We start from the raw sequence: 16927 nt of genomic DNA on the forward strand, positions 1-16927 counted from the left end.
TTATGCCTTCCTCAAAACAGCATTGAGCCAGCGCTCGGATTCACGGCCGGGTCGCACATCGCCGGTTTGCCAGGATTCAACCACCTTCAGCGGCAAGTGGTTGAGTAACTGGTTCAAGCCATCTTCATCCAGATTGGTAAAACTGCGGCCGCCTCGGCTGACTTCGCCGCGTCCGTATTTGAACGAGCAGTAGAACACTCCACCGCTAACCAGTTGTTGACTCAGTTGCCCCATCACGCTGTGTAGTTCGGACGCGGGAACATGCAGCAGGCTGGCGCAGGCCCAGATCGCATCGACCGGTGCCGGCGCAACAAACTGCTCAAAGCGGCAAACCTGTACTGGCTGACCGATTACCTTGCTGGCGATCTCAGCCAATTCGGTGCTGCCGTCAAAGGCCGTAACCACAAAGCCATGCTGCAGGAAATAGAGTGCATCGCGCCCCGAGCCACAGCCTGCGTCGACGATGTGGGCGCCGGCCGGCAGTAATGGAACAAAATGCTGATAGAGGGACTGCATGTCGACCGACAAGGTGCCTTCGACAAAGGACGCTGCATGCTGGTTGTAGTAGTCAATGGTCATGGTGATCCTGCTCGTCAGATGATTTCCCCACCACTGTCAGTGGTTATTGGAACATGGCATGGCAATGTGCCGATGATGGCGCGAAGCCCCGCTCGATATTGCCACACAGGTGGATGGTCTATCGGGGTGGTGACAACGAGCCATCCTGTGATGGCCCGAACGGCAGCGGCGGTTATTTTCAATCTTTCCCCAAATCCGCGCTTTTGAGCTTAAAGGTGCAGCCTTGCTCAATCAGTTCGCTGCGGTTTTGCAGCACCAGCGGGTGGTGTAGGGGGTGGGTCTCATGCCCTTCATCAAAGCTGACCTGCATCCGCTCGAGGGCGTAGTGCATCAGCGGGATGCGCTGGGTCAGACGCAGTTCGCCATTTTTCATGGCGTAATCGCTGGCGATGATCTCGCGCTGCTTCTCACCAAGGGCGGGGTTGGGCACCACCACGGCGGTCACCTGGGTGTTCCACTCCACATCCTCATCGCGGCCATGGCCGGAGGCATCAAGCAAGTCGGGTTCGCCACGAAAACGGCTCATCACAAAATCAAGATACTCGCCCTTCTTCTCGCAATAGGCGCGCACATGCCAGCGGATCCCGTCGTAGATCAGGGTATGGGGCACGATATTGCGGCCACTCTGCTCGGCTGAACTGAGCGACACATAATCCACATCGACCCGTAACTGGCCGCGGGCCGCCTGCACCAGGCCGCGCACCATCACCGGATCAATATGGCGGGCCGGCACATCCAGAATTTCGATATGGCCGTAGCGCAGATCCATCAGTGGCAGGGTCAGCAGCGCCTCTTGCTGGTGGCGGGCGTGCTGTTTTTCCCGGTGCAGCAGCATCAGGTATTCGTCCACCTTGCCAGTGCTAAAACGTGGTTTGAAGGCGTCAGTCGGACGGTAGCCCTTGAGCTTGGTGTCATACGCGAGCCCATCCGGCGCGAATTCGTTCTTGTAGCGGTTGATGTCTTTGGATGCCTGCTGTCGACCGATATTGAAGGCGGTGCAAAGGTGGTTGGTGGTCAGGCGCCCTTCCCACTGCAAGACAATCTCCAGCAGACGAAAGCGCAGGGTCTGATCCCAGGTCAGCTCGGTGGCGGTCATGAAAAGTGTGCTCCAAAACGCGACATGTGAATGTAACCAGTATCGGCATGACTATACAGGCTACATATACTGGCTGCATCAAAAATGTGTGCCAAAGGAGAACGTCATGTATAGCCAACATGCAGTGCTACGAATGCAGCAGCGGGGGATTTCCGAGCAGGTTGTCGAGCATCTGCTCGCCTTTGGCCGTACCAGCTATCACAAGGGGCGTGAGGTGGTCTATTTCGATCATCGAACGCTCTCCCGCCTGCAGCGGGTGGGGGAGGTCTGCCCGCAGATCTGCCAGAAACTGCGTCGCCACTATCTGGTGCTGCAGGATGGGGATGTGGTGACCGTTGGCCACCGCACCGTGCATTTCAAGCGCGATCGCCATTGAGGTGCCATGAGCTGTAACCATCATGACTGTGACGAGTGTTGTCCGCTGGCCGAGCAACCTGCCTGCCCACGTCAATCACCCCCTGAGCTAAGCCGCAGCGTTGCCACCGGGCAGGATGATAGACAGAGTGCAGATAGCCATCTGCTTACCACCTTGGCCGAAGCGGTGCTGTTTTGTGGCCAGGAGAGCCCGGCTGCCTCGTGGCTGCTGGCAAGGATCGAGCCGCTGCTACCTCGGTCACTCACGCTGGAGTGCCGCGATGCCCTGCGCCTATTTGCGCTGCTGTTGAACCGCCTGCAGCAAGGGGGGCGCGGCAGTCGGCAGGCCAAGCTCGATGCGTTAAGCGTGCCACGGGATGATGGCCAGGCGTTGGCGATGCAGTCACCCAATACGGCGGCGCTACTGCGTGGCAGCTGGCGCCGCAAGTCTCGTGGCGAGCTGGGACACGCCAGTTGGCTCGATGCGCTGGAGGCGGCGCTCTGGTGTTTTTGGCACAGCGATACGCTGCGTGATGGCCATCAGCTGGCGGTCACCTTGCTGGCTCACAACCGGCGCGCAGCACTGATCTATGGCTGGTTGGCCGGGCTGTTTTATTGCCGCCGCTAAACGGGGAGGGCAGGCCTTAAAAACAGCACGCCGCGGCAGCACAGGGCAGACCGCGGCGGGCAGGCGAGAGGGGGATTACAGACCGAAGGTCTCTTTGAGCTCTTGCATGTCGTTGGCACTGACCCCTTCGGGCTCAAAGCCGCTGGCCAGACACATCAGATGCAGCTTGGCGCCCTTGTTGGCCACGTCGATAAAATCGAAGGCTTGCAGCGCATCGACGCCGGTGGCGACCGCGCCATGTTTTTCCCAGATGGCCACATCATGATGACGCAGCTGCTCGGTGGTGCCATCGGCCATCTGCTGGCTGCCCGGCATGCAGTAGGGCACGATGCCGATACCGCGTGGCACGAAGGCGCGCACTTCCGGCAGCATCTGCCAGCAGGCGTGGGTGTAAGAGGTGCTGTCATGGGCATAGCGCGGATGGTGGGAGAGCGCGATCAGCTCAAGCGGGTGGGTGTGCACCACGCAGCGATCGGCGCGGCCGGCGCGCTGCTTGTCCATGACAATCTCGACGTGAGAGATAAATTCGCTGGTCGGCTTGTAGTCGGTCTGGCCACGGCCGCCCCACAGGATGTGATAGCCACGCGCCTGGTCATCAATGCGCAGCACGCAACCAGCCAGAGCCGGGTCACGCAGTTCGCGGATCCGCTCGCCGGTGCCCTTCACGAAGAACACATGACCGGCGCTGTCGGCCGGGAAGGCGCTGCTGCCACCGACCATCGACAGCGGGCAGTGGGGATACTGGTCAAGATTGGCGGGCGCCGGGCCAAAGATATCGGTCACGTCGACCGAGATATTGCCCCCGTTACGCTCGGCCCATTCGCGTTGCCACAGGTAGGCAGAGACCTCGACCACTTTTTCGATTTCAGCCTGCACGGCCGCGTTCAGTTCAATGTTGTGCATGACTACCTCTGCTGTGCCCAAAGGGGCAGTGCGGTTGTTATTGTGATGACTCTACAGTGATGGCTGGCCGCTCACCTCAATCTGTTTGCCATCAAATCAGGTGGGTTGGCAGAATTTTCAAGACGACCCTGTGATGAGCGGATCGCCCCGCACTCTTGGCAGGACGACACTCGTCATCAGGACCAGAGATGTTCAGAACAATCTGATAGGTTGTGGTCATCGATAATGTGCTGAGTTGGGGGTTAATGGGGCCTCATTTGCGTTCGCAGAATAAAGGTCGGTATGACCATGAAACACGTATAAGTCCCACCAGTGTAAGGAACTAAGCGTTGGGCTATGTGGGCGTTTATGCAGAGCCTTCGGGATAATGGCATTGCGCAGACCCCTCCAATGCGGGAGTCATTCTTGCGTAGGATGTATCCCAATGAAGAGTTCAAACGGGGAAATCTGTGTGAGCTCTCCTACTTCCGCCATACCGTGATCCAGAAACTACCTGCCCCAGAATAAGCCGTGCCGGTATTTTGAGGTTTCACATAGTCTGGGTTGATTGCAAACCTGCTGAATAATCAGCCAGCGTTTAGTCGTCAGCGACGACACTGATGTTTCCTTTTGCCTTTCTGAAAACAAATGGCCGACCTTTGCGATAAAGGTCGGCCATGTTGTCTTGCTGTTGTTGGATGCAACCTAGGCGGGAAACGCCTGATGCCACTCGTTTTCAAACTGTAGCAGTGCCGAACTCAAGGCTGGCATCGAGAGCAGTTGCTCGGTGACATCGAGCGGCAGGGTGATGGCGCTGCAACCGGCCAGCAGGCAATCGAGCGCCTGGCGTGGGGTGCGAAATGAGGCGGCCAGTACTTGGCAGTGCGGCGCATGCAAAGTGAGCAGGCGCTGCAACTCATCGACTGACTTGATGCCATCGCCGCCCTGAGCATCGATGCGATTGACGTAAGGGGCCACATAATCGGCGCCAGCGAGCGCCGCCAGCCACCCTTGCTGTGGGGTATAGACCGCCGTGCCCAGAGTCGGAATTCCCTCTTTTTTCAATCTTTTGATGGCAGCCAGCCCTTCGGCGCTGACCGGGATTTTGACCACCAAATTGCTATCCATGGCACGCAAGGCTCGGGCCTCGCGCACCATCTCCGGCTCTTCTCTGCCCAGCACCTGGGCAAACAGCCTGGCATCTGGCCCCAACACATCGCGTAGTGCCGGCAGCAAGGTTGCCAGCGCTGTTCCACCTTTCGCCACGATGGATGGATTGGTGGTGACGCCAGCCAGCGGCAGGATGCGCGCCCAGCGACGGACGGCGGCCACGTCGGCGGTATCAAGATAAAGCTCCATAAGGGTCTCCTTTATCACCCTGTTAACTGTCGTCATGGTGGCGCAAGCTTCGCTTTATTTAATTGATCGAAATCAAAACAACTTTCGTTCGAAAGTGAAAATAATGGCATTCATAAGGAGGTGGTATGATCTTCGATCTGCAACGTTACTCGACCCACGATGGTCCCGGTATTCGCACTCTGGTCTTTTTCAAAGGGTGTCCGCTGGCGTGCCGCTGGTGCCAAAACCCGGAAAGCCGCTCGCCCACGCCCGACCTGCTGCTTGATCGCCGCCTCTGTCTGAGCGGGTGCGAGCAGTGCCAGCGTCAGTGTCCCGGTGCCATCGGTCGCACTGAAGAGGGCATCCGTTTTTTGCGCACCCTTTCTTGCGAGGAGGTGGAGAGCCTGCGTGGCTGCTGCCCGAGCGAGGCGCTGACGGTGTGCGGCGAAGCGCGCAGTGTCGAGAGTCTGCTGGCGGCCATCTTGCGCGATCGTCCCTACTTTGCGCGAAGTGGCGGTGGCGTCACCCTCTCTGGTGGCGAGCCTTTTATGCAATCAGCGCTGGCGGCAGAGCTGCTGGCCGCGTGCAAACGTGAAGGACTGCATACGGCGGTGGAGAGCTGCCTGCACGTCCCTTGGTCCTACATTGAGCCGTCGCTGCCCCATCTCGATCTGTTACTGGCCGATCTCAAGCACGTTGATGACGTGCGCTTTTTGCAATGGACCCGCGGTCATGCCAGTCGGGTGCTGCGTAACCTGCACCGGCTGGCCGAGCGGGGCGTGCCGATGCAGATCCGGGTGCCGCTGATCCCGGGTTTTAATGCCGACCGTGAGAGCGTGCGCGCCATCATCAGTGAAGCTGCGAAGCTTGCCACCGTGCACGAGATCCATTTTCTGCCCTATCACACCCTGGGCATGGGCAAGTACGCCCTGCTCGGATTGCCTTACGAGGCGCCGCTACAACCGCTTGCCGACCCTGATCTGCTGGCCTTTGCCGATGACCTGGCTCGCCAGCACAACCTGACCCCTGTTTTGCGAGGATAACGCCATGACCGAACTCAACCTGACCCGCCTGAGCAATCGCATCCGGGCCCATAAGGAGAGCCTGATCCACATCATCCGGCCACCGGTCTGCACCGAGCGGGCGCGCCACTACACCGAGGCCTATCAGACTCACATGGCCAAACCGTTGCCGCTGCGCCGGGCGCTGGCATTGGCCCATCACCTGCGTGAGCGCACCATCTGGATCAAGCATGACGAGCTGATTGTCGGCAATCAGGCCAGCGAAGTGCGCGGGGCGCCGCTGTTTCCCGAGTACACGGTGAGCTGGATTGAAAAGGAGATTGATGAGCTGGCCGAGCGGCCGGGCGCCAGCTTTGCCGTCAGTGAGCAAGACAAGGCGATCATCCATCAGCTAACCCCGTTCTGGCGCGGCCAGACGGTGCAGGATCGCTGCTTTGGCCTGTTTACTGATGAGCAAAAAGCCCTGCTCGATAGCGGCATCATCAAGGCCGAAGGCAACATGACATCGGGCGATGCCCACCTCGCCGTCAACTACGGTTTATTGCTGACGCTAGGGTTAGAAGGATTGCAGTCCAAGGTAGCCGAGCGGCGCAGCCGGCTCGATCTGGCCGATCAGGGGGATCTGGAGCGCGAGCAGTTTTTGCATGCGGTGGCCATCACCTTTGCGGCCGTGAGCGAACATCTCGAGCGCTACAGCGAGCTGGCCACCCGCATGGCGCAAGAGGAGAGCCGGCCGTGGCGGCGCGACGAGCTGGTGCACATTGCCGCTAACTGCGCCCACATTGCCCACCGTCCGCCCGAAACCTTCTGGCAGGCGCTGCAGCTGTGCTATTTCATCCAGTTGATACTGCAGGTCGAATCGAATGGCCACTCGGTCTCGTTTGGTCGTATGGACCAGTATCTCTATCCCTGGTATCGCCGTGAGGTTGAGCTGTCGGAATCACTGCCGCGCGAACGAGCCATCGAACTGTTGCACGGCTGTTGGCTCAAGCTGCTTGAGGTCAACAAGATTCGCTCTGGCAGCCACTCCAAGGCCTCGGCCGGTAGCCCGCTCTACCAAAACGTGACCATCGGCGGGCAGTTGTGGGTTGATGGTGAGATGCGCGATGCCGTTAATGGACTCTCGTATGCCATTTTGGAGTCGTGCGGCCAGCTGCGCTCGACCCAGCCCAACCTTTCGGTACGCTATCACGCCGCCATGAGCGACGATTTTCTCGATGCCTGCGTGCAGGTGATCCGCTGCGGGTTCGGCATGCCGGCCTTTAACAACGACGAGATCGTGATCCCGGAGTTTATTCGTCTGGGGGTGAGCCCGGAGGATGCCTGCAACTACTCGGCCATCGGTTGTATCGAGACGGCGGTGCCCGGCAAATGGGGCTATCGCTGCACCGGCATGAGCTTTATCAACTTCGCCCGCATTCTGCTTGCGTCCCTTAATGGCGGGCGCGATGCCACCAGTGGCAAGGTGTTTTTGCCCGAGACGCGGCGCCTGAGTGAGGGGAACTTCGCCTCGTTTGACGAGGTGATGCAGAGCTGGGATCGGCAGGTGCGCTACTTTGCCCGCAAGTCCATCGAGATTGATTGCGTGGTCGATACCGTGCTTGAGCAGCAGGCGCACGACATTCTCTGCTCAGCGCTGGTGGATGACTGCATCGAGCGCGGTAAGACCATCAAGCAGGGGGGCGCCATTTACGATTGGGTCTCCGGTCTGCAGGTGGGCATCGCTAATCTGGGCAACAGTCTGGAAGCCATTCGTACCTTGGTGTTCGAGCGTCATGCCGTGGATCAGGCGCAATTGGCCAAGGCTCTGGAGAACGACTTTGCCGGTATCGATGGCGAGCAGCTGCGCCAGCGCCTTGATAAGGCGGCGCCCAAATATGGCAACGACAACGATGAGGTGGACCAGCTGCTGGTGCAGGCGTATCAGAGTTACATCGACGAGATTGCCGGTTTGCACAACACCCGCTTCGGGCGCGGCCCTATTGGTGGCACTTATTACGCCGGCACCTCTTCCATTTCGGCCAACGTGCCGTTTGGGGCGGCGACCATGGCGACGCCAGACGGGCGTCACGCCCATGCGCCGTTGGCAGAAGGGGCGAGCCCGTCGTCTGGCTCGGATCGTCACGGGCCGACCGCGGTGTTCAACTCGGTAGGTAAGCTGCCGACCGAGGCGATTTTGGGGGGCGTGCTGCTTAACCAGAAGCTCAATCCGGCCAGTCTCGAAAACCGGCAAGACAAGGCCAAGCTGATGGCGCTGCTGCGCACCTTCTTCGAGGTGCATCGTGGCTGGCACGTCCAGTACAACATCGTCTCGCGCGAGACGCTGCTGGCTGCCAAGGCCCATCCGGATCAGTATCGCGATCTGGTGGTGCGGGTTGCCGGTTATTCGGCATTCTTTACTGCCTTATCGCCAGATGCGCAGGATGATATCATCGCCCGAACCGAACATACCTTGTAATCAGGGTGATGCGATCCGGAACATGGCGCCTGCGGGCGCCATGTTGATTGTCCGTCTGTCGAGTTGAGCCGATGAATCCACGCCATCAATTGATCCTGACCCTGGTTCACCAGGCCCGCAAACTGAGTGTCGCCGAGCTGGCGCAGCAGACCGGCGTGTCGGAGGTGACGATGCGTAACGATCTCACCACCCTTGAAAAACAGGGATTACTCAAGCGGGTTCACGGCTCGGCCATCGCCCTTGACACTGACGATCCGGATGCGCGCATGAGCATCAATTTCCCGCTCAAAGAGCGCCTGGCCGAGCGAGCTGCTCAGCTGGTGGAGGAGGGGGAGACCGTCTTTATCGAAGGGGGCAGCGCCAACGCACTGCTGGCTCGGCGCCTGAGCCATCTGCGCCGGGTGACCATCATCACCATCAGTAGCTATATCGCCCATCTGCTCAAAGAGAGCGACACCCAGGTGGTGCTGCTCGGCGGGCTATACCAGCATCAGAGCGAGAGCGTGGTCGGCCCGTTGACCCGCCTTTGCATCGAGCAGGTGCACTTTTCCAAGGCCTTTATCGGTATTGATGGCTACCACCTCGAGGCTGGTTTTACCGGCCGCGACATGATGCGCGCCGATGTGGTCAACTGCATCCTGGCCAAGGGGGTGACCAATATCGCCATCACCGACAGCAGCAAGTTCGGGGTGATCCAATCCTGCGCCCTCGACGGTGGCCCTATTCATCAGTTGGTGACCGACGATGCCCTGCCTGCTGATTACCGCACCCGGCTGGCGGCCAGCCATACCCGGCTGCATCTGGTCACGGCCTAAGAGCGTCGGAATCAAGCGCCGGCTCTGGCGCTTTTGCCTATTTTCCCTCTTGTCAGTCATCTCCCCGCATCCAACGCTGCGGCGAACGAGTGCGCCCGATTGTTTGAACGATGAACAATTAAGGATACGTGTTTGCGGTTCTCATCGGTTGCGATGTGGTTTATGTTATAACGTATCACTTGCATTCCGAGACTTCTCATGTCGCGCTCTGTTTCATCGCTGCTGACGCACTCTGCCGTCAAGCGTCTGGTATTGGCGATGCCTCTGCTCGCCTTGCTTTGGGCTGCCATTTTCTGGGCGGTGCAGCTGCCATGATCACCTTGGAAAACCTCGTCACAGGGTATCAAGGGCAGCCGCTCACCCGGCCGCTGAGTGGTTGCTTCAAACGCGGTTCGCTCACTGCCATTGTCGGTGCCAACGGGTCGGGAAAATCGACGCTGCTGCGCACGCTAGCCGGCTTACAGCCTCCCGTTACTGGCCGCGTACAGTGTGACAGTCCACTGCTGGGTTGGTTACCGCAGCGCAGCGAGCTGGATCGCCACTTTCCCATCACCGTATCGGATGTGGTGGCCATGGGCTGCTGGCCGGCCACCGGATTGCTGCGAGGCTTGGGCTCAGCAAGGCAGCAGCGCATTAACGAGGCACTAGAGCAAGTTGGGTTGATAGAGATGGCGCACAGTGCGATTGCTCGACTCTCCGGTGGCCAGTTTCAGCGCATGCTGTTTGCCCGTCTGCTGGTGCAGGATGCGCCGCTGATGCTGCTCGATGAGCCGTTTACCGGCATCGATAGCCAGACCTGCGATGCTCTGCTGGCGATCATTGCCACTTTGCACCGCCAGGGAAAAACCCTGCTGGTGGTGCTACACAGCCAGCGCATCGTGCAGCAATGGTTTCCCGAGACGCTCTGGATCCACGAAGGGCACTACCACTGGGGGCAGACGCGCCAGGCTTTTGCACAGTTGGCGGCCACAGAGCTTGAGCCCGACCTGCTGAACTGCTCTGCGCTGGAGGCCTGACCCATGCTGCACGATATGGTGGAGGCGTTTGCCCATTTCGGATTTATGCGCCGCTCTTTGGTGGCGTGCGTGGCGCTGTCGATCAGTGTGACCCCGCTCGGGGTGTTTCTGATGCTAAGGCGCATGAGCCTGATTGGTGATGCGCTCTCGCACGCAGTATTGCCCGGTGTCGCCATCGGTTACCTGCTCTCAGGGATGTCGTTGCTGGCCATGGGGATAGGCGGTTTTGTGGCGGGGCTGTTGGTGGCGCTGCTCTCGGGTTGGGTCAGCACCAAGACCACCTTGTCAGAAGATTCCAGCTTTGCCGGTTTTTATCTCGGCTCGCTGGCGCTGGGGGTGACGCTGGTCTCCTTGCGCGGCTCGAGCGTCGATCTTCTGCATCTCTTGTTTGGCTCGATTCTGGCGGTGGACAGCCCGTCACTCCTTTTTATCGGCGTGATGACCAGCCTGACGCTGCTCACTCTGGCGCTTTGCTACCGTGCGCTGGTGATGGAAGCGTTCGATGCCACCTTTTTCCAAAGCCGCTCCCAAGGGGTAGCTCGCCTTATCCACGCCCTGTTTCTGGCGTTGCTGGTCATGAATCTGGTCGCCGGATTTCAGATCCTCGGCACCCTGATGACGGTCGGCTTGATGATGTTGCCCGCTATTGCCGCCAGTTGCTGGTCGAGCCGCTTGCCGGTGGTGTTGGTGCTGGCGGCGTTACTCGGTACGTTCAGCTCGCTACTTGGGCTCACCGGCTCCTGGTTTTTATCCCTGCCAGCTGGCCCGGCCATCGTGCTGGTGGCCACCCTGTTTTTCTTCCTTTCGGTGCTGTTCGGCACGCAAAAGGGCCTCTTTGCGGTCGGCGTTGGCCGCCGTGACTGATTCTCACACAAGGAGAAAAGATGAAACGAATCCAGATTGCTGCACTGACCTTGCTGGCGGTGTTAAGCCCAAGTGTGCTTGCTCACAACGTCAACGCGGTGGCCAGTTTTTCCGTGCTTGGCGATATCGTGAAGGCGGTGGGAGGCGAGCATGTCTCGGTCACCACGCTGGTAGGGCCGGATGGTGATCCGCACACCTTCGAGCCATCACCGCGTGAAAGTCGCCTGCTCAATCAGGCCGATCTGGTGTTTGTCAGCGGGCTAGGGCTGGAAGGGTGGATGGATCGGCTGGTCAAAAGTTCGGGGTACGCCCATCCGGTGGTGGTCGCCTCCAAGGGCGTCACCAGCCGGACCATGGAAGAAGATGGCAAGACCATCACCGATCCGCACGCCTGGAACAGTGCCCATAACGGCGCTATCTATGCGCGTAACGTGATGGACGCGCTGATCAAGGCCGACCCTGAAGATGCTGCCGCGATTCGCCAGCGTGGCGAAGCCTATATCCAGCAACTCGAGCAGCTTGACCGCTGGGCCAACACCGAGTTTGCTGCGATTGCAGCGAGCAAGCGCAAGGTGTTGACCAGTCACGATGCCTTTGGCTATTTCGGCGCAGAGTATGGTGTCCATTTCCTGGCTCCGGTTGGCTTTTCAACCGAGGCTGAGGCCAGTGCCAGCGACGTGGGCAAGCTCATTGAGCAGCTGAAAACCGAAGGCATCCGTACCTACTTTATCGAAAACCAGACCGATCCGAGATTGGTACGCCAGATCGCTGCCGCAACCGGAGCTAAATCCGGTGGTGAGCTCTACCCCGAAGCACTGAGTCAAGCGGATGGCCCGGCGCCCACCTACGTGGCCGCGTTCAAGCATAACGTTAACACCATGCTGGCCAGCATGCGTTAACCGTTGTTTATCTCATACCGGGCATCCGAAGTTGGATGCCCTTGTTGTTTATCCAGATGGATGATGGTGGTTGGCGTCGGTGTTATAAGTTGGCCCACATTGAATCTCCAATGAGAATTACTTGCATTCGATGAATAATGATGGAAAATGTTATGATATAACATAAATGGAGGTTCATCTTGATTCTGCTTCGTATCGCCAGCCTACTGCTGGCTTTTATTTTGTCCCCGTTAGCACTGGCCAAGCCGTTGCAGGTCGTGGCCCCGCTGGAAGTTAGCTCGCTTGAGCCCGACCAAAACGGCTATCTGTTTACTCGGCTGCAGGTGGCCGAAACCCTGGTCACGGTGGATCGCAGTGGCAAACTGATCCCGCAATTGGCGAGTGCTTGGACGGTTGAGAATGACGGCCTTACTTGGCGCTTTGCCATTCGAGACCACGTCGTGATGCACGATGGTTCAGCGCTGGATGCGAGCTTGGTTCAGCGCGCACTCGAACGTGCTCGCAAAGGCTCCGGCGTGCTGGCACTGGTCCCCATTTCACGCATTGATGCCAAGGGTCGTGAGGTGCTGATCCACCTATCTCGCCCGTTTGCACCGCTCGCTGCCTATCTGGCCAACTACAGCACTCAGATCCTGGCCGATAGCTCGTTTGACGCCGCAGGCAAGACCGTTGCCGTCATTGGCTCGGGGCCCTATCAGGTGAAGCAGATCAGTACGCCGCTCAAGGTAAGCATGGTGCGCTTCGAGCGTTACTGGCAGCGCCCTGCACACATCAAGGAGGTGGAGTATCTGGCTGTCGGTAAGGGCGAAACCCGCGCCCTGATGGTTCAGAGCGGACAGGCCGATCTGGTCTTTTCCTTGCTGCCGCTGTCGGTCAATGCCGTCAAGCGCGCCCCTAACGTGGCACTGGATGTGGTCACTTTGCCGCGCACTCGCCTGCTTAAACTCAATGCCGGCTCTCCTTTCTTCGCCGACGTGCGTGTGCGTCAGGCGCTGAGTCTGGCGCTGGATCGTCCTGCCTTGGCAAGTGCGATTTTGCGCAATCCCTCTCTGGCGGCTACGCAGCTGTTTCCGCCGTCGGTGGCCGCATGGCACGACAACCGCTTGCCGGGACTGACGCACGATCTTAACAAAGCGCGGTCTCTGCTGCGTGAGGCTGGCTGGCAAGCGGGCGCCGACGGCATCTTGCAAAAGGATGGTCAGCCGTTTCGGGTGACCCTGACCACCTTCTCCAGCTGGCCGGAACTGCCGGTGCTGGCTACTGCCATTCAGGCTCAGTGGCGTCAGATTGGGGTGGAACTGGCGGTGTCGGTCGGAAACAGCTCTGAGATCGTCAGCAAGCACCGTGATGGCACACTGCAGGTGGGATTGCTGTCGCGCAACTTCTCCTTGACCCCTGACCCGCTCGGTACACTCAGCAGCGATTTTGGTCCCAAGGGCGGGGATTGGGGGGCGATGAACTGGTCCAGCAGTGAGCTGACCTCCGCCCTGCAAACGTTAGAAAGCGGCAAGGCCAGTCAGAGCGACAATCAGCAGTTGCATGGGGTGATTTTGCGTCATCTGCAACAAGAGCTGCCGGTGATCCCGGTTGCCTGGTCCGAGTTGGTGGTGGCCAGCAGCAAGCGGTTGACTCATCTCTATGTCGATCCGTATGAGCTCAGTTACCACCTTGCCGAGCTGGAGTGGCAGCCATGACATTGCGATCTGGCCTCTGGCTGCCGCGATTGGTGCAACTGGTGGCGGTGTGCGTGCTGGTTACCACCCTCTGTTTTGCGCTGCTGCACGCCCTGCCGGGCGATCCGGCGATGCGGATTGCCGCTGGCCGTTATGGCCCGGATGGCATGAGTGCGTTGGCCGCCGAGCAGGTGCGCAGCGAGCTGGGACTGGATCGGCCGCTTGCAATGCAATACCTGGCCTCACTCGGGCGGTTGTTGACCCTCGATCTCGGTTACTCGCTGGTGACCGGTGAAGCTGTCAGCGCGGCGCTCACTAGCCAGCTGGGGCACAGCCTCATGCTGGCAGGCTGCGCGTGGTTGCTGTCGCTGCTGCTGGCTATTCCCTTGGGCTCGCTGAGCGGTTGGCGTCATGGCGGGGTTATCGACCGCGCCTCGCTAGCCGGTTCAGTGCTGCTGCGCAGTGTGCCACCTTTTATCGTGGCGCTGTTTTTGATGTGGCTGTTTGGCTATCAGTTGGGGTGGTTGCCGGTGGCCGGGTTTGGCTCTGCGCTGCATCTGGTGCTGCCCTCACTGACGCTGGCGTTGGGGCTCTCGGCAGTCTCATCACGGGTGATCCGCAGTGCCGTGCGCGAGGTAAAAACCAGCAGTTATCTGCGCTTCGCCCGCTACAAGGGATTGCCACTCGCGGCGCTGTTAGCTAGCCACACCGCACGTAATGGAGCGATACCGACGATTGCCTATCTTAGCGTGCAACTGGTCACCCTGATTGAAGGTGTGGTGGTGGTCGAATCCCTGTTTGCCTACCCCGGCATTGGTCATGCATTGGTGCATGCCATCATCGACCGGGATGTCCCCATGTTGCAGGGGGGCGTGCTGGTGATGAGTTTGCTGTTTGTCGCTATCTCGCTGACAACCGATTTGGCGAGTCGCTGGCTCAATCCACAGGAGGAACGTACTCATGGTGAGTAATGCCGTGACGATCACCCGCCTGCTGGGCTGGGGGGGGCTTATCGCCATAGTCGGCGCAGCTGCAATGGGGCCATATTGGCTGGCGCATGATCCGGCCACTCAGGACCTGTTTGCCATCTTATTGCCGCCCGGCAGCAGTGGCCATTGGCTCGGTACTGATCACTATGGCCGCGATGTATTAAGTCGTCTGGTGCATGGCAGTCGGCTCTCCATCAGTTTGGCGCTGCTGACGGTCGCCTGCGCGGCCGTGCCGGGGGTGGTGCTTGGAATAACCGCCGCCTGGCGCGGGGGTTGGCTGGATCGTGTGCTCGGTTACCTGACCGATACCGTGATGGCACTTCCGGGGTTGTTGCTGGTGCTGCTGGTGATGGCATTTGCGCCGGGCCAAGCACTGACGCTGTTTCTGGGCTTGTCACTGACGCTGTGGGTCGAGTTTTTTCGCGTTAGCCGCAGCCTTACCCGCACCCGCCTTGCTACCTCGCAGGTTGAGGCGGCTCGGCGATTGGGGTTTGGGCCTGTGTATCTCTTGCGCCGGATTGTGCTGCCTCATCTGCTGCCGCAGATCGCCATGCTGGCCGGATTTGCCATCACCACCGCCATTGTGGCGATCGCAACCTTGAGCGCTATCAGTGTTGGTTTGCAGCCGCCCACTGCCGAGCTGGGAACCCTGATTGCCGAAGCGATGCCCTATTACGCCGATGCCCCTTGGCTGGTGTTAGCGCCCTCTGTGGTGATCCTGCTGTTTGTGTTATCGATTCAACTGTTGTCCGGAGAGCGCCGCCATGAGTGAGTCGCTGCGTGTTGAGCACCTGACCATCCGTCACGGTGAGCGGGTGCTGGTCGATGATGTGTCATTTACCCTGCGACCGGGCCGCCCTTTTACGCTACTGGGGCGTTCGGGGGCAGGTAAATCGCTGACCCTGCAGGCGATCATGGGCTCGCTGCCGCCTTCTCTTTCTATGGAGGGGAAAATTTGGCTGGGAGAGCACTGCCTGTCGGCCTTATCCGCGGCTGAGCGCCAAGCGCTATGGGGCCGCACGCTGGCCATGTTGCCACAAGAGCCGTGGCGAGCGCTCGATCCGACGCGCCGCGCTGGGTTGCAGATCCGTGATGTATTTCGCTGGGTACGCGGCTGGCGCCGTCATGAGGCCAAGGCAGGCACCGATGCGCTGCTCGAGCGACTGGCGTTGAGCGCCCATCAGCTTAAATATCCGGCTGAGCTGTCAGGAGGCATGTGTCAGCGTATAACGGTGGCAATGGCGCAGGCCGCCGATTCTACCTTGCTGCTCGCCGATGAGCCGAGCAAAGGGCTCGATGAGTCGATGAAACAAGAGGTCGCGTCACGCTTGCTCGGTGCCTGTGGCGAAGATCGCCTGCTGCTGACCATTACCCACGATGTGGCGCTGGCCGAGGTATTGGGCGGCGAGATCGGGATCTTGCGTGAAGGAAAGTTGGTGGAGTGCGGTGAAGCCTCACAGCGACTGGCGAATCCAACCCATGATTACACCCGCACCTTGCTGCGCGCTGAGCCACGTCACTGGCCAGCTTGGCACAAACCACCGGCTCGCGCGCCTTGGCTTATCCGTGCCGAGCAGGTGAGTCATCGCATCGGTGACCAGAGCCTGTTTGAGCGGGTCAATCTCACGCTCAGTGCGGGCCAGGTCACGGCGCTCACGGGCCCAAGCGGTGGTGGCAAGACCACGTTGGGTAATCTGGTCACCGGATTTAGACCGCTGCAGTGCGGGGTGGTTACGCGTCAGTCAGGTCTTGGCGATTTGCAGATCCAAAAGCTCTATCAGGATCCGCCGGCTGCGTTTATTGCCTGTCTGCCACTGGCGGTGCAATTTGCCGATCTGCAGCAGCGGCACAACATTGATAGCGCCGCCGTGCATCACTGGCTGGAGCAACTGGGATTGCCCCCTGATCTGCTGGCCAATACGCCAGAGCAGGTGTCGGGCGGTGAACTGCAGCGCCTGGCGCTGGCGCGAGCGATGCTGCTCAAGCCCAAAGTGCTGTTTGCCGACGAGGCGACCTCGCGGCTGGATCCGGTCAGTCAGTTACAAGTGATGACGTTGCTCAAACAGTGTGTCGAGCGCGATGGGCTGTCGTTGCTGCTGGTGAGTCATGATCCGCATTTAGTGTGTCATATGGCCGATTCGGTGGTGACGGTCGGGAGCCGCCGCTAAGTAGATTGCGCACTGTTATTTAGAGGGCGCAGACATACTCTGCGCCTTTTTTATTGAGCGAGTGTTCAGGGGTATGAGCGTCGATTTGGTCCTTGGTTGCCTGAGCAGATGCCGGCATTTTTGCACCAAGAGCAATAATGAGTTGT

16 protein-coding genes are annotated in these 16927 nt (G+C 59.6%); 12 read left to right on the forward strand and 4 right to left on the reverse strand.

Annotated elements, in window-relative coordinates; genetic code table 11:
* Both BW958_RS11960 and BW958_RS11965 read right to left on the reverse strand, forming a co-directional pair.
* Window positions 1-579 (reverse strand): class I SAM-dependent methyltransferase, encoded by a 579-nt coding sequence (locus BW958_RS11960; protein WP_076575977.1) that lies wholly within the window; start codon window positions 577-579, stop codon window positions 1-3.
* 178 nt (window positions 580-757) lie between these two features.
* A complete protein-coding gene (locus BW958_RS11965; RefSeq protein WP_076575978.1) occupies window positions 758-1675 on the reverse strand; it encodes a BrxR family helix-turn-helix transcriptional regulator in 918 nt (305 codons plus the stop codon).
* 106 nt (window positions 1676-1781) lie between these two features.
* Here BW958_RS11965 and BW958_RS11970 point away from each other — a divergent pair, with 106 nt between their 5' ends.
* Both BW958_RS11970 and BW958_RS20675 read left to right on the forward strand, forming a co-directional pair.
* Window positions 1782-2051, forward strand: a complete 270-nt coding sequence (locus BW958_RS11970) for a DUF4258 domain-containing protein (protein WP_076575979.1) — start codon at window positions 1782-1784, stop codon at window positions 2049-2051.
* Between the two features lie 6 nt (window positions 2052-2057).
* Complete coding sequence (locus BW958_RS20675; protein ID WP_256701999.1) at window positions 2058-2657, forward strand: hypothetical protein; 600 nt, start codon at window positions 2058-2060, stop codon at window positions 2655-2657.
* 75 nt (window positions 2658-2732) lie between these two features.
* On the opposite strand, the gene rhaD is transcribed toward BW958_RS20675, so the two are convergent.
* Both rhaD and fsa read right to left on the reverse strand, forming a co-directional pair.
* Window positions 2733-3560, reverse strand: coding sequence for a rhamnulose-1-phosphate aldolase (gene rhaD, locus BW958_RS11980; protein WP_076575980.1), 828 nt, complete (start codon window positions 3558-3560; stop codon window positions 2733-2735).
* 684 nt (window positions 3561-4244) lie between these two features.
* A complete protein-coding gene (fsa, locus tag BW958_RS11985; protein ID WP_076575981.1) occupies window positions 4245-4898 on the reverse strand; it encodes a fructose-6-phosphate aldolase in 654 nt (217 codons plus the stop codon).
* A gap of 125 nt (window positions 4899-5023) precedes the next feature.
* Between fsa and BW958_RS11990 the strand changes: the two genes are divergently transcribed.
* From BW958_RS11990 to BW958_RS12035, 10 genes are all read left to right on the forward strand, one after another.
* Window positions 5024-5920: a glycyl-radical enzyme activating protein gene (locus BW958_RS11990; RefSeq protein ID WP_076575982.1), complete on the forward strand. Its 897-nt coding sequence runs from the start codon at window positions 5024-5026 to the stop codon at window positions 5918-5920.
* A 4-nt stretch (window positions 5921-5924) separates the two neighbouring features.
* Window positions 5925-8357: a formate C-acetyltransferase/glycerol dehydratase family glycyl radical enzyme gene (locus tag BW958_RS11995; RefSeq protein ID WP_076575983.1), complete on the forward strand. Its 2433-nt coding sequence runs from the start codon at window positions 5925-5927 to the stop codon at window positions 8355-8357.
* A 71-nt stretch (window positions 8358-8428) separates the two neighbouring features.
* The gene (locus BW958_RS12000; protein ID WP_076575984.1) at window positions 8429-9172 is read left to right on the forward strand and encodes a DeoR/GlpR family DNA-binding transcription regulator; all 744 of its coding nucleotides are present in this window, start codon (window positions 8429-8431) and stop codon (window positions 9170-9172) included.
* 311 nt (window positions 9173-9483) lie between these two features.
* Window positions 9484-10188, forward strand: a complete 705-nt coding sequence (locus BW958_RS12005) for a metal ABC transporter ATP-binding protein (protein WP_143233079.1) — start codon at window positions 9484-9486, stop codon at window positions 10186-10188.
* A gap of 3 nt (window positions 10189-10191) precedes the next feature.
* A complete protein-coding gene (locus BW958_RS12010) occupies window positions 10192-11052 on the forward strand; it encodes a metal ABC transporter permease (RefSeq protein ID WP_076575985.1) in 861 nt (286 codons plus the stop codon).
* 20 nt (window positions 11053-11072) lie between these two features.
* Complete coding sequence (locus BW958_RS12015; RefSeq protein ID WP_076575986.1) at window positions 11073-11951, forward strand: metal ABC transporter substrate-binding protein; 879 nt, start codon at window positions 11073-11075, stop codon at window positions 11949-11951.
* 179 nt (window positions 11952-12130) lie between these two features.
* Complete coding sequence (locus BW958_RS12020; protein ID WP_076575987.1) at window positions 12131-13645, forward strand: ABC transporter substrate-binding protein; 1515 nt, start codon at window positions 12131-12133, stop codon at window positions 13643-13645.
* Window positions 13642-14595: an ABC transporter permease gene (locus tag BW958_RS12025; RefSeq protein ID WP_076575988.1), complete on the forward strand. Its 954-nt coding sequence runs from the start codon at window positions 13642-13644 to the stop codon at window positions 14593-14595. The genes BW958_RS12020 and BW958_RS12025 overlap by 4 nt, the downstream gene beginning before the upstream one ends.
* The gene (locus BW958_RS12030; RefSeq protein WP_076575989.1) at window positions 14585-15385 is read left to right on the forward strand and encodes an ABC transporter permease; all 801 of its coding nucleotides are present in this window, start codon (window positions 14585-14587) and stop codon (window positions 15383-15385) included. Before BW958_RS12025 ends, BW958_RS12030 begins: the two co-directional genes overlap by 11 nt.
* A complete protein-coding gene (locus BW958_RS12035) occupies window positions 15378-16781 on the forward strand; it encodes an ABC transporter ATP-binding protein (protein WP_076575990.1) in 1404 nt (467 codons plus the stop codon). The genes BW958_RS12030 and BW958_RS12035 overlap by 8 nt, the downstream gene beginning before the upstream one ends.
* Window positions 16782-16927 lie beyond the last annotated feature (146 nt).

This window comes from Aeromonas sp. RU39B (assembly GCF_900156095.1).
In the GTDB taxonomy this organism is placed as follows: domain Bacteria; phylum Pseudomonadota; class Gammaproteobacteria; order Enterobacterales; family Aeromonadaceae; genus Aeromonas.

Excerpts from the sequence above, each read along its gene's own strand:
- rhaD (WP_076575980.1), bottom strand. The coding sequence starts at position 3,560 with ATGCACAACATTGAACTGAACGCGGCCGTGCAGGCTGAAATCGAAAAA.
- BW958_RS11970 (WP_076575979.1), top strand. The coding sequence starts at position 1,782 with ATGTATAGCCAACATGCAGTGCTACGAATGCAGCAGCGGGGGATTTCC.
- BW958_RS12005 (WP_143233079.1), top strand. The coding sequence starts at position 9,484 with ATGATCACCTTGGAAAACCTCGTCACAGGGTATCAAGGGCAGCCGCTC.
- BW958_RS12030 (WP_076575989.1), top strand. The coding sequence starts at position 14,585 with ATGGTGAGTAATGCCGTGACGATCACCCGCCTGCTGGGCTGGGGGGGG.
- BW958_RS11965 (WP_076575978.1), bottom strand. The coding sequence starts at position 1,675 with ATGACCGCCACCGAGCTGACCTGGGATCAGACCCTGCGCTTTCGTCTG.
- BW958_RS11990 (WP_076575982.1), top strand. The coding sequence starts at position 5,024 with ATGATCTTCGATCTGCAACGTTACTCGACCCACGATGGTCCCGGTATT.
- BW958_RS20675 (WP_256701999.1), top strand. The coding sequence starts at position 2,058 with ATGAGCTGTAACCATCATGACTGTGACGAGTGTTGTCCGCTGGCCGAG.
- BW958_RS12025 (WP_076575988.1), top strand. The coding sequence starts at position 13,642 with ATGACATTGCGATCTGGCCTCTGGCTGCCGCGATTGGTGCAACTGGTG.
- BW958_RS12015 (WP_076575986.1), top strand. The coding sequence starts at position 11,073 with ATGAAACGAATCCAGATTGCTGCACTGACCTTGCTGGCGGTGTTAAGC.
- BW958_RS12000 (WP_076575984.1), top strand. The coding sequence starts at position 8,429 with ATGAATCCACGCCATCAATTGATCCTGACCCTGGTTCACCAGGCCCGC.
- fsa (WP_076575981.1), bottom strand. The coding sequence starts at position 4,898 with ATGGAGCTTTATCTTGATACCGCCGACGTGGCCGCCGTCCGTCGCTGG.
- BW958_RS11995 (WP_076575983.1), top strand. The coding sequence starts at position 5,925 with ATGACCGAACTCAACCTGACCCGCCTGAGCAATCGCATCCGGGCCCAT.
- BW958_RS11960 (WP_076575977.1), bottom strand. The coding sequence starts at position 579 with ATGACCATTGACTACTACAACCAGCATGCAGCGTCCTTTGTCGAAGGC.
- BW958_RS12010 (WP_076575985.1), top strand. The coding sequence starts at position 10,192 with ATGCTGCACGATATGGTGGAGGCGTTTGCCCATTTCGGATTTATGCGC.
- BW958_RS12035 (WP_076575990.1), top strand. The coding sequence starts at position 15,378 with ATGAGTGAGTCGCTGCGTGTTGAGCACCTGACCATCCGTCACGGTGAG.